The sequence below is a fragment of the Paraburkholderia adhaesiva genome, from assembly GCF_021390575.1.
GTDB classification, from domain to species: Bacteria; Pseudomonadota; Gammaproteobacteria; order Burkholderiales; family Burkholderiaceae; genus Paraburkholderia; species Paraburkholderia adhaesiva.
The window spans coordinates 1,691,249-1,706,771 of record NZ_JAJEJQ010000001.1 but is presented as its reverse complement, the minus strand read 5'-3'; the positions used below and the strand labels follow the sequence as shown (position 1 = coordinate 1,706,771).

The window sequence follows — 15,523 nt, the reverse complement described above, 5'->3', positions numbered from 1 at the left end:
GTTACGCGCTTGCGCGCTTCTCGTTACGCGCTTGCGCGTGCTTCTGCGTGCGTCCGCCGTGCGGGCAAAGCATCTATTATAAAATCCGTCCCTTACTTTGACTCATACGGCTTGCATCACCGTGACACCACGCCTGTTTGCCCTGATTCCGTGCGCCGGCACCGGCAGCCGTTCCGGCTCGGCCATGCCGAAGCAGTACCGGATGGTCGCCGGCCGCGACCTTTTGCACTATACGCTCGCCGCCTTCGACGCCTGCAGCGAATTCTCCCAGACGCTCGTCGTGATCGCTCCCGACGACGGACACTTCGACGCGCGCCGCTTCGGCGGTCTGCGCTTCGCCGTGCGTCGCTGTGGCGGCGCGTCGCGCCAGGCGTCGGTCTACAACGGCCTCGCCGCGCTCGCCGAGTTCGGCGCGCGCGATGACGACTGGGTGCTCGTGCACGACGCGGCGCGCCCCGGCATCACACCCGCGTTGATCCGGTCGCTCGTCGACGCCGTGAAGGACGATGCGGTGGGCGGGATCATGGCGTTGCCCGTTGCCGATACGCTCAAACGTGTCGATCCGGAGGGCAGCGCGCCGCGCATCGCCCGCACCGAAGCCCGCGACGGACTCTGGCAGGCGCAAACGCCGCAGATGTTCCGCATTGGCATGTTGCGCACGGCCATCGAGCGCGCGCAGCAGGACGGCCACGATCTCACCGACGAGGCGAGCGCGATCGAATGGCTCGGTCATTCGCCGCGCCTCGTGCAGGGCAGCCTGCGCAATTTCAAAGTGACGTACCCCGAAGATTTCGCGCTTGCGGAAGCGATTCTCAACCGGCCGTCGGGCGGTTGAGCGGCTCGGCGCGCGACGATAACCAACACGGATAACCCCACCCATGGACCTCAGAATCGGACAAGGCTACGACGTGCACGCGCTGGTGCCGGGACGCCCGCTCATCATTGGCGGCGTGACGGTGCCGTATGAGCGCGGACTGCTCGGTCACTCGGACGCCGACGTGCTCCTGCACGCGATCACCGACGCGCTTTTCGGCGCCGCCGCGCTTGGCGACATCGGCCGGCATTTTCCCGACACCGACAAGAACTTCTATGGCGCGAACAGCCGCGTGCTGCTGCGCGAGTGCCTGCGACGTGTCGAGGAAGCGGGATTCGCGCTCGTCAACGTGGACAGCACCGTGATCGCGCAGGCGCCGAAGCTCGCACCGCATATCGACGCGATGCGTGCGAATATCGCCGAAGATCTGAAGCTGCCGCTCGATCGCGTCAACGTGAAGGCGAAGACGAATGAAAAGCTCGGCTATCTGGGCCGGGGCGAGGGCATCGAGGCGCAGGCCGCCGTGCTGCTCATGCGCGCTTGATGCGCGCGACAAGCGCGCCGACGATGTGACGGCGCGCGCCTCCGGTTTTGTGACCGGGGTTCGCGCATGATTTCGTATTCCTGAATACCTGCGGCCGAAGAATCGACGTTCGAATGGAAATGGGAATTCGAAGCGACAATCCGCCAGCGGCTCACGTAGCTACCACACCAACGCGTTATCGCACCTGAAGCGTGGTGCCGCCGACGGGACGTCCGCTCAGGCACATCTGCCCTGTCTGCAGGGCGTCGAGGACTCGCAGGATTTCGTCGGGATTACGCCCGACGTTCAGATTGTCCACGCTGACGTGCTGGATCGTATTGTCGGGATCGACGACAAAGGTGGCGCGCAGCGCCACACCTTCGTCCTTGTCGCGTACGCCGAGCATGTCGATCAGTTCGCCTTTCACATCGCCGAACGAGAAGTGGTTCAGGCGGTCGAGGTCCTTGTCTTCGCGGCGCCACGCGAGCTTTACGTGCTCGTTGTCGCAACTGCCGCCTATCAGCATAGTGTCACGAGCCTCGAACTCTTTGCGTAACCGCGCGAATCCGACGATTTCCGTGGCGCAGTCAGACGTGAAGTCCTTCGGATAGAAGTAGATGACTTTCCACTTCGTCGCGAATGTCTGCTCGGTGATTTCCTGAAACGCCGACTCGCCGTTTTCTTCTGGATGATTGAATCCCGGCTTCGCTGCGGTGACGGTGAAGGCTTCGAGTTTGTCGCCCACGGTTTTCATGCGTCAGCTCCTGGTGAGAGAGTGACCGGCAGGATGGCCCTGACGAACGCGATCGCGCTATTCGAAGCCGCCGCACGCTTGTTGCGTCGTTAGCTCCAGGGCGACGTTCGCCGCACGAGAATGCGGCCCGTGTGAGGCAGTGAAGTGGGCCGCCGCGTCCCCGGATTACACGCCCTTGGCGAGCGGAAATTCGATTGTCACTTCGAGGCCGGGGCCGGGCATGCGGTTGCGCAAGCGCAGCGCGCCACGGTAGCGACCCACGAGCCGCTGCACGATCGCCATGCCGAGGCCGGTGCCGTTGGCCTGAGTGCGGGCGTTGTCGACGCGATAAAACGGTCGCGTGACGAGCGCGATCTGATCTTCGGGAATGCCAGGACCTTCATCGACGACCGAAAGCTCGACCCGCGAATGCGAAACGCGCGTCTCGAGCATGATGTGTGGAATGCCGTCCGTTTCGCTCGCACCGTACTTACGCGCGTTCTCGATCAGGTTGCCGACCACGCGGCGCATGTCGGTGTCGTCGGCTTCGATCAGCGCGGTCGGCGCAAGGCGCGTGATCATTCGCACGCCGTCTTCGCTCGCGAGGCGCGCGGCCATTTCACTCGCGATCACGGAGAGGTCGACGCGCTCGGGCAGGCGCTGGACCGGACGCGCATAGTCGAGGAAGCGTCCGATGATCAAGTCCATCTGCTCGATGTCGTCGATCATCGCCTCCTTGGTCGACTCGTCGGACGGACTCATCTCCGTCTCGAGCCGCAGCCGCGCGAGCGGTGTCCGCAGATCGTGCGAGATGCCCGCGAGCATGAGCGCGCGATCGGCCTCGAGTTGTTCGAGGTCGCGCACCATCTGGTTGAAGCTTCGATTGGTTTCCGCGGCCACGCCCATGCCGCTCTCCGGCAATGGCGCAGGCGACTGGCCGGAGCCGACCATGCGCGCCGACATCGCGAGCCGCGCGAAAGGCCGGTTCACGAGGCTCGTGATGAACGCCGCGCCGAACAGCGAAAGCGCAAGCGCCGACACCCCCCATCCGACCCATTGCAGGCCCGTGACGTTATCGAGCTGCTCGCGGTCGAGCGCGACCCAGTAATCGTCATCGTCGATTTTGAAGCTGATCCAGACGCCAGGAATATCGTTCACCGACTGGGCGATGACCGTGTCGTCGCCGAGGCGTCCGCGGATGTCGTGCTCGATGAGCCGGTTGAGCGACTCGTCGGGCTGGAGCTTGTATTTGTCGGTGGTTTCGCGCGGGTAGACGCGCACGCCTTCATTGCTCTCCAGGTCCTGCAGCAGCGCGCGGCGCAGGTCGGGATCGGAATAGAGCAGGGCGGTGCGTGTGAGCTTGACGATCGCGACGAGCTGCAGGGCCACGCGCTGCGCGCGCGGCTCCCGCTCGATCACGCGAAAACTCTGGAACCACGCCGCAAGACTGACCGCAATGAGGAGTGCGATCAGCAGGAAGGTACGCCAGAACAGGTCGCCGAACGCAAGCGTCAGCAGACGCCGGTCAATCCGCATGGGCCCTTTCCTGTCAGACAAAGGAATGGCAGACATCCAGACGGGTCAGGCTGCGCCGTCGGGGATGAACACGTAGCCGAGTCCCCAGACCGTTTGAATGAAGCGCGGGCTGCCGGGATCCGGCTCGATCAGCTTTCGCAGCCGCGAGATTTGTACGTCGAGACTGCGGTCGAACACTTCGTATTCGCGGCCGCGCGCGAGTTCCATGAGCTTTTCGCGCGAAAGCGGCTGACGCGGATGACGCGCGAACACCTTCAGCACCGAGAACTCGCCAGTAGTGAGCGGAATCTCCTGACCAGCTTTGGTGAGCGTGCGTGTGGCGAGGTTCAGTGCAAATTCGCCGAACTCGAACACCTCGGTAGTTTCCGACGGCGCGCCCGGCAGTTCCGACGGCGCCTGGCGGCGCAGCACTGCATGGATGCGCGCGACCAGCTCGCGTGGATTGAACGGCTTTGGCAGATAGTCGTCGGCGCCCATTTCCAGACCGACGATGCGGTCCACGTCCTCACCCTTCGCCGTGAGCATGATGATCGGCGTGCGATCATTGCTGCCGCGCAGGCGACGGCAGATTGACAAGCCGTCCTCGCCCGGAAGCATGAGATCGAGCACCAGCAGGTCGAAACGCTCGCGCACCCACAGCTTGTTCATCGCGGGTGCGTTTTCGGCGACGTAAACATTGAAGCCTTGTTCGCCGAGATAACGCCGCAGCAGATCGCGCAGCCGCGGATCGTCGTCGACGACGAGGATTTTGGATGGGTTTTTGGTTTCCATGCCTGGCATCTTATCGCGATTGGATCGTGGTGCGAGTTTGCACCAATTATCAGGTTACAGTCGGTTACAAGATTTACCCAGCCTGTGCCACGTCATTAAAGGCTGACGGATAGACTGCTTTACGGAATGCGGCCGTTCGGTAGATACTTCACCCGACTTTTAATTGTCTTCCGCGTCAACGCGGGTCCGCACGCTTTCGAGGTAGCCGTTTGCCGCGTCACGAAGGAAACATAATGAAGGGAGGGGGCAGGCCGACAATGCGCCTCACCATGATTGCACTGGCGTTGGCCGGTGGCGTCGTGGCCGCATTGGATTCGGTCCAGGCCAGCGCCCAACCTTCCGCTGACCGGTTCGACCGTCCTCGCCCGACCTCCCATTCCGCAGGCTACAAGTCGACCGGGCAGCGCTTGCACAATGACCCGCCCGGGCGTCCCGCATCCGATCCCAATCCGCGCACACCCGGCGTTCCTCCCGATCTCGACGAGCGACGCCGCGACGGCCACATGACGCCCGAAGAGCGTCGCCTCCTGCGCCAGCATATCGAGGACGCGGTCCGCGAACTCTACAAGCGCTGACGCCGCCGCTCTGGCACATCACTGAAAAATTCCGTAGCAATTGCGCAGTCAACATCCGTTCCGGATCGTCCGTTAAGCGGCTAGAGTCATTGTGTGCGAGCTGCCGCTGTGACTCGCGTGCTCACTTTTACCCGGGACGGCATGAAACCGATCAGGTCGATCGCATCGTCGCGCCTTGCGGCGGCAGGTGTCTGGCTCACGAGCAACTCGCCCTCGCGAGCGTCGGCTGGCGACGCACCCGGCGCAGCGAACGGCCGTCGTACGCATGAGGCGAGTGCGCGTCTATCGGCGGAAGGCGTTGACCTGCTGCTCGACCCCGGCGACGCTCGCCACCTGCTCGTGCGCACGGGCTTCGCGCCCACCACAGCGGAAGTCACGCCTTACGTCGGACTCACGCGCGGCGAAGCGGTTGCGCGCGTGCTCGCGTCGTCGCGTCATGAGGCGCTCACGCCGCTGCCCTCGTGGACAACCGATGCACCCGCGACACGTGCACAACGTGCAACGTGGACACCGGACCAGCGTCGCGACGAACAGCGTCTGCGTCGCGAACGCTACGACGACTTGCGCGCATGGTGGCTGCACGAGATGCTCGTCACGCCTTCACCGTTCACGGAGCGCATGACGCTCTTCTGGCACAACCACTTCACGTCCGGTCAGGACAAGGTGCGTGATCCACAGTTAATGGCCGCGCAAAATGCACTGTTACGGCGCGACGCGCTCGGCCGTTTCGGCGACTTGCTGCATGCGGTCGCGAAAGATCCGGCGATGCTGCTTTATCTCGACGGCGCGAGCAATCGCAAGGGCAAGCCCAACGAGAACTTCGCACGCGAGGTGATGGAGCTGTTCACGCTGGGCGAGGGGCAGTACACGCAGCGCGACGTAACAGAAGCGGCGAGGGCCTATACGGGCTGGGGCGTCGATCCCGATACCTGGCGCTACGTGTGGCGGCCGGGGCAACACGACGATGGCGAGAAGACGGTGCTTGGCCACAGCGGAGCGTTCGACGGCGACGAGGTGCTCGACATCCTGCTCGGCGAGCCGCAGACTGCACGTTTCATCGCGACGAAACTATGGCGCGAGTTCGTCTCCGATACCCCCGACAACGACGAACTCCAGACGGTTGCGCAAGCGCTGCGCGCGAGCGGCTACGACATCAAGACGGGCATGCGGGCGCTGCTGCTCACGCCCGCGTTCTGGGACGAGCGCAATCGCGGGGTAATGGTGAGTTCGCCGGTGGAGTTTATCGCGGGCACGGTGCGGCGATTCGACGTCGCTTATGGCGAAACGATGCCCTTCGCACGGACGGCGGCCTCGCTTGGCGAGAAGCTGTTCGATCCGCCGAATGTGAAAGGGTGGCCTGGTGGATTGATGTGGATCAACAGTTCGACACTCCTTGCGCGCAAGCAATTCGTCGCGCAGTTGTTTCGCGCGACCGAACCGACGCGCGTGCGCAGGCCCGGCATGATGATGAAGGCTGACGCGCGGATGGGCGCCCCCGCGCGCGTGGCGCAGGGCAGCATGCGTTTCGATCTCGACGCATGGCTTGCGCAATTCGGTGTGAACGCAGACGATGTGCCAGGCCTGACGGCGCAATTGAAGATGCAGCACGCGGTGCTTCCGCTCGAGCCCGTCGATGCGATCGCCGCGGGCAGCAACGCGCGCGCGTATCTCGAAGCACTGCTGATGGATCCGGTGTACCAGTTGAAATGATCAGTCGAACCACGAAACGAACCAAACGACGGTCCTGCGCATGCGGCCGCCATGAAGAGCGAGACACAGGATGAAGCGACGCGAGTTTCTGGCTGCGGCCGCTGCGGCGGGGACGTCGCTGTGTCTGCCGCGCATGGTGCGCGCGCAGACCGGCGCGGCGTCGCCGGGTCCTTTCGCGAGAGGCTACGACAATCTGCTGATCCTTATCGAACTCAAGGGCGGCAATGACGGCATCAATACGGTCGTCCCGTTCGCTGATCCGCTCTATTACAGCTATCGCCCGAACATTGGCGTGCGCCGGGATCAGGCGATCCAACTCGATGAGCGCACCGCGCTCCATCCGGCGCTCGCGCCGCTCCTGCCGATGTGGCGCGCGGGGCAACTCGCGATTGTGCAGGGCGTGACCTATCCGCAGCCGAATCTTTCGCACTTCCGCTCGATCGAGATCTGGGACACCGCGTCTCGCTCCGATCAGTACCTGCGCGAAGGCTGGCTCACGCGGGCGTTCGCCAGCGCGCCGGTGCCGGAGGGCTTCGTTGCCGACGCACTGGTGCTCGGCAGCGCGGAGATGGGTCCGCTCGCGAACGGCGCGCGCGCGATCGCGCTTGTGAATCCAGCGCAGTTCGCGCTCGCGTCGCGGTTCGTCACACCGGTCTCACTGAAAGAGCGCAACCCGGCGCTCGCACACATCCTCGACGTCGAGAACGACATCGTTCGTGCTGCCGACGAGTTGCGTCCGCAGCCCGGTCAGTACGTGCTGAAGACGGTATTCCCGCAAGGGGGATTCGGCACGTCGATCAAGACGGCGATGGAGGCGCTCGCATCGGGTGACACGGCGCGGGGTGAACCTGTGCCGGGTAAGGGTGTCGCGGCGATCCGGCTCACGCTTAATGGTTTCGACACGCATCAGAACCAGCCGGGCCGGCACGCGGGTCTGCTTCAGCAATTCGCCGCGGGCATGGTGGCGCTGCGCAGCGCGCTTGTCGAACTTGGCCGCTGGGACCGCACGATGATCGTCACGTATGCGGAGTTTGGCAGGCGCGTGCGGGAGAACCAGAGTCGCGGCACCGATCACGGCACGGCGTCCGCTCATTTCGTGGCCGGCGGTCGCGTGGCGGGTGGCCTCTACGGTCAGGCGCCGCAACTCGCGCAACTGGACGGCAACGGAAACTTGCCGTTGGGTGTCGATTTCCGGCAGATCTACTCGACGGTGCTGGGCCCGTGGTGGGGGCTCGACGCGCAGGCCGTGCTGCAGGGACGTTACGCGCCGCTGCCGCTTCTGCGCGTATAGCCACGGCGTGGCGATGTGTGCAGTTCAGGCGCGCCGTGCCGCGCGCCACGCGATCCAGAGTTTGCGTACCGGCGTCAGCACGATCTGCTGATGCAGTACCTGGAAGCGCTCGCGCTCGACCTCATCGAGCAGCGCGAACGACAGCGCGGCGAGCGAGCGCAGCGTTCGCTGGCCGCGCCGTTCGGAGGCAGGAATGGCGTCGAGTGCGGCGGTGAGCGCTTCGCGTGCACGTGTCGTCTGGAACTGCATGAGTTCGACGAATTCGTCGCTGTAGCGGCGATTGATCAGATCGGCGGCGGTGACGTTGTAGCGCTGCAGTTCGTCGATCGGAATATAGATGCGACCATGGCGCGCGTCGTTGCCGATCTCAGGCACGAGTTGCGCAAGCATCAGCGCATTGCCGAGTGGCGCGGCCCATTGCGCGGCGGCATCGGGCTCGCGTGCGCTCACGCGCGCTACGAGCGTGGCGAACGTGCCGCCAACACCCTCCATGTAGCGCCGCAGATTGGCGAAGTCGAGATAGCGCGCCTGCTCGAAGTCCATTTCGAAGCCGGCGAGCAGTGCTTGAAGCCCGGGGTATGCGGCCTGGACGTCGCCGAGGTGATGCGCGAGCGCCTGCGTCACGGGATGTGCCTGCGTTCCGCCCGCCAGCGCGGCCAGCTCCTTTTGCCACCACGCAAGCTTCGTGCGTCCGACCGCGGGGTCGCTCGTTTCCTTTGCGGTTTCTTCCAGTTCGCGGCGCAGCGCGAAGAGGGCAGCGATGAGTGGCTGGCGTGAGGCACTTGCCTGGCGCAGCGCATAGTAGGTGCTCGATCCGGGGGGAGCCGCCTTTTGCAGGCAGTAATCGTCGAAGTTCACGGCGTTCGGAGGGGGAAAGGTGCGCCGCGGCGCAGAGGAACGGGCAACGGCCCGGGCCGCGGCGGCAGACGCGCGATTCTAGCATCGTGTGTAGCGCTGCCGCGCATGCCTATGCAGACAAGCGCAAGCCAATCGGTTAGAATCTCGCGCTTGCGCTTTTGGGACTGTGTACGCGGGAAACCGCGCCCATCGGTCACGCCAAAGCGTATAAGGTTGAATCAGGTTGATCCGCACGCGAGAAATTCACAAAAACGCAGTCACAAAATACGCAGCGGTCCTGCTGACCAGGCGAAAAGATTCGCGTGAGTGGCGAAATTGGTAGACGCACCAGGTTTAGGTCCTGACGCCCGCAAGGGTGTGCCGGTTCGAGTCCGGCCTCACGCACCACCTCATCTTTGCGCTGGAAACGTCCGCAGAGCGAACGAATCCAGGCAGCAATTCTCCAGGGCCGCTTTGCAGCGGCCTTCGTTTCCTCTGACCTTTCAGTCGACGCTCACTGCTAGCCTTCGGCCAGCGAGGCGTTGATGACCTTGTCGAGCACCCGGCGCAAAATCTCACGCTCCTTGTCGTCGAGACACGAGAAGAAGTCGAGATTCCATTTGCGCGCGACGGGCATCACCTTGCGGTAGAGCACACGTCCTTCGGGGGTGAGCGACACGAGCACGAGGCGGCCATCTTCCTCGCTCGCATCGCGGCGCATGAGCCCACGGCGCATCAAAGCTTCCGCTGCACGGCTCGCCTGACTCTTGTCGAGATTGGCGTGGCGTGCGAGTTCCATCACCGAGAACGGGCCGAATGCGCCCACTGCAGCAATGAGGCGCGCTTCGGGCAGCGTGATGCCGAGCTTCGCCTGATAGCGATCGCTGCTGCCCCGTTCGGAGAGCTTGTTCAGGACATGGAGTCGATAGGTCAGAAACTGCTCGAGTCCGGCTTTGCTTGCCTTCATGGTCGTCCCGGTTGCATAAACGAGGGGGCGCGCGATCGTGTCGCGCGTGATGTGATTGTTGCCGCAACCGGCTCGCGGGTCAACGCGTAGCGTGCAAACACGTAGAGTGAAAACACGCGCCACGCATAGAACGTGGCGCACGCATCTTTTAATCGTTTAGCGAGAAGTTCAGGGAGAAGCTTAAGCAGAAGCGCGTTGTAGCGTCAGCGTGCATCGAAGCGAAGACGCGCGAGTTGTTCCGCTTCGTTCGCTAACAGTTTCGCAGCGTCACGGATCGCGGTGTCGAGCGTGATCGGTCCGGGTGCCGGTGAGAAGCAGCCGCTGAAGTGTTCCGACAAGCGCGGCAGCGCGACGGGATCGATGGCGCCTGAGAGCAGGGTTGCAGGCACGTTCGCGGCCTGCGCGTGGCGGCACGCGATGAAGGGCGCTTTGCCGTGCAGTGTCTGCACGTCCGAACGTCCCTCGCCGGTGATGAGCCAGTTCGCGCCGCTTAATGCAGCATCGAGGTCGATCTGACGCGCCACGACCTCGGCGCCGGGCTCGAAGCTCGCGCCGAGGATGCGCAACGCGAAGCCGAGGCCGCCCGCGGCACCCGAACCCGCTTCGTCGCGCACGCGACGGTTGAGCGCGGCTTCGACGAGGTCGGCGAAGCGCGCGAGCGACGCGTCGATCAGTGCGACCTGGTCCGGCTTCACGCCCTTTTGCGGACCGAAGACCGCTGTCGCGCCGTGGTCCCCCGTAAGCGGGTTGTCGACGTCGGACATCGCAACGAACGAAGCTTCTGCGAGGCGAGCATCCAGGCCCGACACGTCAACGCGCGCCACGCGGGCGAGCGCCTCCGGCGTCGGCTCGACGGAGGCGCCGCCGGCGTCGAAAATCTGCATCCCGAGGCCCACGAGCAGCCCTGCGCCGGCATCGTTCGTGCTGCTGCCGCCGAGTGCGACATAGAAGCGCCGCACGCCGTCGTCGAGCAGCGCGCGGATCGCCTCGCCCATGCCGATCGTGCTGCGCGCGGTTACCGGCACACTCATACCCACTGGATCCGTGATGCCGACGATCTCGGCCGTTTCCACGACCGCGCTGCCGTCACGCAGCAGGCCGACTGCGGCGTCTCGCGTCGGCCCAGCGGCGCCGCGTACGCCGATCAGGCGGCGCTCGCCGCCGACGGAGAGCATGGCGTCGAGCGTGCCTTCGCCCCCGTCGGCCATGGGGCAGATGCGAATGTCCGCGTCCGGGCGGGCGCGGCGGATGCCTTCGGCGATCGCGGCTGCGACCGCGTCCGCACTCAGTGAACCTTTGAACGAATCGGGGGCAATGACGACGACAGGCGTGTCAGACGACGGGTTGGACATGGTGTCTCTGTTCGGAAAGTTGTCTTGTTTGGGCGTCGGCTGGGGCCGGCGGGGCGTCCGGCTTGTCCGTAAGCTTAACAGCCTGGCCTGGCTCGCTGGATACGCAGCTGGTGAAAAGCGCGGGTTGGCGGTCGAAGTGACGGTGTGGCAGGGCGCTGCGTGCGTCGCATCGACCTCGGCCTGAACCCCGTTTAGGCCCGTTTGGCGTGCTCACAACGCGTAAAAAGGCGTGTTTTGGCCGAATTCGGGGCTAACTAGATCGGCGAATCCATTTGATGGCGGAAATAGTTTGCTAGAATACTTGGCTCTTTTGACGGAACCGCGTCGCAAGCCGCCATTCCGGTGCCGCAAGCCGGATGGACAGGATCCGGAATGGGGTCCAAAACGCACCTTCGGCCTTGGCCGGGCGTGCGACATGCGGCGCGGGAGTGCCAGCGACGGGCGCAGGCAAGCACCTGCAAGCGGCGCAATGAGGCGCAGGTGCTGTAGATCGCCTCACCGCGTGTCCGGTTTGCCCAGTTGGGCAGGCGGGCCGCGGCACAGCAAAGATTACTGATTCGCTCGAACAAATTTAGGACGATTGAAGCCATGGCTAACGTTGTTGAAAACCTCGGTAAGCTCGAACGCCGCGTGACGATTTCCCTGCCGAAGGATGCCGTGCAGAAAGAAGTTGAGTCGCGCATCCGCCAACTCGCGAAGAACGTGCGCATGCCGGGTTTCCGCCCGGGCAAGGTGCCGCTCAAGATGGTGACGCAGCAGTACTCGGGCCAGGTGGAAGCCGAAGTCCTGAGCGACAAGGTCGGTAAGGAATTCTTCGACATCAGCCGTGCCGAGAACCTGCGCGTTGCCGGTCAGCCGAGCTTCGCGCCGAAGTCCGACGCCGCTGAAGGCGACTACGCGTTCGACGCGACTTTCGAGGTCTATCCGGAAGTCAAGCTCGGCGACGTGGCGGCAGCTGAAATCGAGCGCACGACCACGACGATCACCGAAGCCGAAATCGACCGCACGCTCGACATCCTGCGCAAGCAGCGCGTGCACTTCCACGCACGTGGCGAGGCAGGCGAGCACGGTGACGGCGGCGCCGAAGCCGCAGCGAAGAACGGCGACCGCGTGACGGTCGACTTCGTCGGCAAGATCGACGACGTCGCGTTCCCCGGCGGCAGCGCGGAAGGCTTCGCGTTCGTGCTGGGCGAAGGCCGCATGCTGCCGGAATTCGAAACGGCTGCACTCGACCTGAAGGAAGGCGAGTCGCGCGAATTCGACCTGAAGTTCCCTGAGGACTACCACGGCAAGGACGTCGCGGGCAAGACGGCGAAGTTCACGATCACGATGCACAAGGTCGAGTGGCCGCACCTGCCGGAAATCGACGGGGAATTCGCGAAGTCGCTCGGCATCGCCGACGGTGACCTCGTCAAGATGCGCGCCGAGATCAAGGAAAACCTCGAGCGCGAAGCGAAGCGCCGCACCCAGGCCATCGTCAAGAACCAGGTGATGGATGCGCTTCTGAAGGTTGCTGAACTCGACGTGCCGAACGCACTCGTCGCGCAAGACCAGGACCGCCTCGTCGAAATGGCGCGTGCGGACCTCGCGCAACGCGGCGTGCCGAACGCCAAGGACGCGCCGATCCCGGCCGAAATGTTCAAGGAGCAAGCCGAGCGCCGCGTCAAGCTGGGCCTCGTGCTGGCCGAGCTCGTGAAGGCGAACAGCCTTGAAGCGAAGCCGGAGCAGATTCGTGCCGAAGTCGACGAATTCGCGAAAAGTTACGAAGACCCGAAGGAAGTCGTGCGCTGGTATTATTCCAACCAGCAGCGTCTCGCCGAAATGGAAGCCTTCGTCGTCGAATCGAACGTCGTGGACTTCGTGCTCGGCAAGGCTAAAGTGACGGACAAGCAAGTGAGCTTCGAAGAACTGGCAAGCGCGACGGCGCAGGCTTAAGGCGACTGCGCAACGGCGTGCCGGCTGTCGGAGCGACCGACGGCGAGCACGCCGTTTTTGTATCCGTGTAATTTGGCCATGCTCATCGTGTGGTTGAATTACGCGGCGTCCGTCGCCATACAGGTTTACCAGAAGAACCTTTCCAGACAAGGATGCATCGCATGACCATTCGCGCTCAATCGCTGGATACGTTGACCTCCCACGCAACGCGGGACCTCGAAACGCAGGCGCTCGGGCTCGTGCCGATCGTCGTCGAGACGAGCGGCCGCGGCGAGCGTTCGTACGACATCTACTCGCGCCTGCTCAAGGAGCGCGTGGTGTTCATGGTTGGCGAAGTGAACGATCAGACTGCGAACCTCGTGGTCGCGCAGCTGTTGTTCCTCGAAAGCGAGAATCCCGACAAGGACATCAGCCTGTACATCAACAGCCCGGGCGGTTCGGTCTCGGCGGGCATGGCGATCTACGATACGATGCAGTTCATCAAGCCGGACGTTTCGACCCTTTGCATGGGCCTCGCGGCCAGCATGGGCGCGTTCCTGCTGGCGTCGGGCGCGAAGGGCAAGCGTTTTGCGCTGCCGAACTCGCGTGTGATGATCCACCAGCCGCTCGGCGGCGCGCGCGGCCAGGCGTCGGATATCGAAATCCAGGCACGCGAAATCCTGTACCTGAAGGAGCGCCTGAACCAGATGCTCGCGCACCACACGGGTCAGCCGGTCGAGCGCATCGCGCGCGACACGGACCGCGACAACTTCATGTCCGGCGATGACGCGCAGGCTTACGGGCTCGTCGACCAGGTGCTTCACAAGCGTCCCTGATTTTGCCCGCTCCGGCGCGTCGCCCGCTTTTCTTCGGGACTTTACCCCCGTGTAAAAGGGGATTGGCAGCGCCGCACGGGCGGTGTGGAATAATCTAAAAAAAGCGCTCGCAGCCTGCGGCCCACACGCCGTCACAGCAAGCGGTTCATGCGCCCCCCGGGCCGGCGTGGCCGGGGGAAACGGCGTAGTATCATGTAACAGAGTGTCCGGAGGCTCATCTTTCCATGGCGGACAAGAAAGGATCTAACAGCGAAAAGCTGTTGTATTGCTCGTTCTGCGGCAAAAGCCAGCATGAAGTAAAGAAACTGATTGCGGGGCCGTCGGTGTTTATCTGCGATGAATGCATCGACCTGTGCAACGAGATCATTCGCGACGAAGCGGTGGGCGCGGGCGTCGACGCCGCACTGTCGCGCTCGGACCTTCCGAGTCCGCAGGAAATCCGCGACATCCTCGACCAGTATGTGATCGGGCAGGAGCGCGCGAAGAAGATCCTCGCGGTGGCGGTGTACAACCACTACAAGCGCCTCAAGCATCTCGACAAGAAGGACGAAGTCGAGCTCTCCAAGAGCAACATCCTGCTGATCGGGCCGACGGGCTCGGGCAAGACGCTGCTCGCGCAGACGCTTGCGCGCCTTCTGAACGTGCCGTTCGTGATCGCCGACGCCACCACGTTGACCGAGGCCGGTTACGTGGGCGAGGACGTCGAGAACATCATCCAGAAGCTGCTGCAGAACTGCAACTACGAAGTTGAGAAGGCGCAGCGCGGTATCGTCTATATCGACGAAATCGACAAGATCAGCCGCAAATCGGACAACCCGTCGATCACGCGCGACGTGTCGGGCGAAGGCGTGCAGCAGGCGCTCCTCAAGCTGGTCGAGGGCACCATGGCCTCGGTGCCGCCGCAAGGCGGTCGTAAGCACCCGAATCAGGATTTCATCCAGGTCGATACGACCAACATCCTGTTCATCTGCGGCGGCGCGTTCGACGGTCTCGAAAAGGTCATTACCGACCGTACCGAGAAGACCGGCATCGGCTTTGGCGCGAGCGTGAAGAGCAAGCAGGAGCGCGACGCCGGTGAAGTGCTGCGCGAAGTGGAGCCCGAAGACCTGATCAAGTTCGGCCTGATTCCGGAACTGATCGGCCGTCTGCCTGTGGTGGCGACGCTCGGCAAGCTCGACGAAACGGCGCTGATGAAGATCCTCGTCGAGCCGAAGAACGCACTCGTCAAGCAGTATCACAAGCTCTTTAACATGGAGCGCGTGGAACTGGAGATCCGCCCGGCTGCGCTGCAGGCTGTCGCCCGCAAGGCGATCCGCCGCAAGACCGGTGCGCGTGGCCTGCGCTCGATCCTCGAGCAGGCGCTGCTCGACGTGATGTACGACTTGCCCGCCATGAAGGGCGTGAGCAAGGTCATCATCGACGACAACGTCATCGACGGCGACGGCAAACCGCTTCTGATCTACGAAGACGCTCCGAAGGTTGCAGGGTCCAATTGATGGTGATGACCGGCTAAAGAGTTTCGGGGAAAAGCCGTTCATACAATGGGATGAACGGCTTTTTAGTTTATCTTGAGGTCGATGGCGCACTTTTTTGGAGTCACTGAACTTTTCCCACAAGCTGGAGGCTTGCAATTGCTGGTGCAGGCCTCACCTATCGAACGAACT

The 15,523-nt window shown here is 63.6% G+C and carries 14 protein-coding genes and 1 tRNA gene; 9 read left to right on the top strand and 6 right to left on the bottom strand.

The features are described 5' to 3' along the window. Positions 1-121 precede the first annotated feature (121 nt). Together ispD and ispF are read left to right on the top strand one after the other, a co-directional pair. Entirely contained in the window at positions 122-835 is a 714-nt protein-coding gene (gene ispD / locus L0U80_RS07625; RefSeq protein WP_233863354.1) for a 2-C-methyl-D-erythritol 4-phosphate cytidylyltransferase, read from the top strand. Between the two features lie 43 nt (positions 836-878). Beyond that, positions 879-1,358, top strand: a complete 480-nt coding sequence (gene ispF / locus L0U80_RS07620) for a 2-C-methyl-D-erythritol 2,4-cyclodiphosphate synthase (RefSeq protein WP_233863353.1) — start codon at positions 879-881, stop codon at positions 1,356-1,358. Between the two features lie 175 nt (positions 1,359-1,533). Here the strand turns inward: ispF and L0U80_RS07615 are convergent, their stop codons facing one another. The 3 genes from L0U80_RS07615 to ompR form a co-directional block, all read right to left on the bottom strand. Beyond that, entirely contained in the window at positions 1,534-2,091 is a 558-nt protein-coding gene (locus tag L0U80_RS07615) for a peroxiredoxin (RefSeq protein WP_233863352.1), read from the bottom strand. A 165-nt stretch (positions 2,092-2,256) separates the two neighbouring features. Next, on the bottom strand, positions 2,257-3,606 hold the full coding sequence (locus tag L0U80_RS07610; protein ID WP_233863351.1) for an ATP-binding protein: 1,350 nt from the start codon (positions 3,604-3,606) through the stop codon (positions 2,257-2,259). A gap of 45 nt (positions 3,607-3,651) precedes the next feature. After that, entirely contained in the window at positions 3,652-4,386 is a 735-nt protein-coding gene (ompR, locus tag L0U80_RS07605) for an osmolarity response regulator transcription factor OmpR (RefSeq protein ID WP_027814652.1), read from the bottom strand. Between the two features lie 224 nt (positions 4,387-4,610). Here ompR and L0U80_RS07600 point away from each other — a divergent pair, with 224 nt between their 5' ends. The 3 genes from L0U80_RS07600 to L0U80_RS07590 all read left to right on the top strand — a co-directional run bounded on the left by L0U80_RS07600 (position 4,611) and on the right by L0U80_RS07590 (position 7,953). Continuing rightward, complete coding sequence (locus L0U80_RS07600; protein ID WP_233863350.1) at positions 4,611-4,952, top strand: hypothetical protein; 342 nt, start codon at positions 4,611-4,613, stop codon at positions 4,950-4,952. 141 nt (positions 4,953-5,093) lie between these two features. Further along, positions 5,094-6,662 carry a DUF1800 domain-containing protein gene (locus L0U80_RS07595; RefSeq protein WP_233863349.1) on the top strand — a complete coding sequence of 523 codons (1,569 nt, stop codon included), beginning with the start codon at positions 5,094-5,096 and terminating at the stop codon, positions 6,660-6,662. Positions 6,663-6,732: 70 nt separating this feature from the next. After that, complete coding sequence (locus tag L0U80_RS07590) at positions 6,733-7,953, top strand: DUF1501 domain-containing protein (RefSeq protein WP_233863348.1); 1,221 nt, start codon at positions 6,733-6,735, stop codon at positions 7,951-7,953. Positions 7,954-7,977: 24 nt separating this feature from the next. Here the strand turns inward: L0U80_RS07590 and L0U80_RS07585 are convergent, their stop codons facing one another. Beyond that, on the bottom strand, positions 7,978-8,811 hold the full coding sequence (locus tag L0U80_RS07585; RefSeq protein ID WP_233863347.1) for a squalene/phytoene synthase family protein: 834 nt from the start codon (positions 8,809-8,811) through the stop codon (positions 7,978-7,980). A gap of 300 nt (positions 8,812-9,111) precedes the next feature. On the opposite strand from L0U80_RS07585, the gene L0U80_RS07580 reads away from it, so the two are divergent. Further along, positions 9,112-9,198 (top strand) — tRNA-Leu (locus L0U80_RS07580). 112 nt (positions 9,199-9,310) lie between these two features. On the opposite strand, the gene L0U80_RS07575 is transcribed toward L0U80_RS07580, so the two are convergent. Next, positions 9,311-9,757 carry a MarR family winged helix-turn-helix transcriptional regulator gene (locus L0U80_RS07575; RefSeq protein WP_233863346.1) on the bottom strand — a complete coding sequence of 149 codons (447 nt, stop codon included), beginning with the start codon at positions 9,755-9,757 and terminating at the stop codon, positions 9,311-9,313. A 203-nt stretch (positions 9,758-9,960) separates the two neighbouring features. Continuing rightward, positions 9,961-11,109 carry a glycerate kinase gene (locus tag L0U80_RS07570; protein ID WP_233863345.1) on the bottom strand — a complete coding sequence of 383 codons (1,149 nt, stop codon included), beginning with the start codon at positions 11,107-11,109 and terminating at the stop codon, positions 9,961-9,963. A gap of 588 nt (positions 11,110-11,697) precedes the next feature. Between L0U80_RS07570 and tig the strand changes: the two genes are divergently transcribed. The 3 genes from tig to clpX all read left to right on the top strand — a co-directional run bounded on the left by tig (position 11,698) and on the right by clpX (position 15,355). Beyond that, positions 11,698-13,044, top strand: a complete 1,347-nt coding sequence (tig, locus tag L0U80_RS07565) for a trigger factor (RefSeq protein ID WP_233863344.1) — start codon at positions 11,698-11,700, stop codon at positions 13,042-13,044. Positions 13,045-13,205: 161 nt separating this feature from the next. Continuing rightward, the gene (gene clpP, locus L0U80_RS07560; RefSeq protein WP_233863343.1) at positions 13,206-13,859 is read left to right on the top strand and encodes an ATP-dependent Clp endopeptidase proteolytic subunit ClpP; all 654 of its coding nucleotides are present in this window, start codon (positions 13,206-13,208) and stop codon (positions 13,857-13,859) included. A 224-nt stretch (positions 13,860-14,083) separates the two neighbouring features. Next, complete coding sequence (gene clpX / locus L0U80_RS07555; protein ID WP_233863342.1) at positions 14,084-15,355, top strand: ATP-dependent Clp protease ATP-binding subunit ClpX; 1,272 nt, start codon at positions 14,084-14,086, stop codon at positions 15,353-15,355. Positions 15,356-15,523 lie beyond the last annotated feature (168 nt).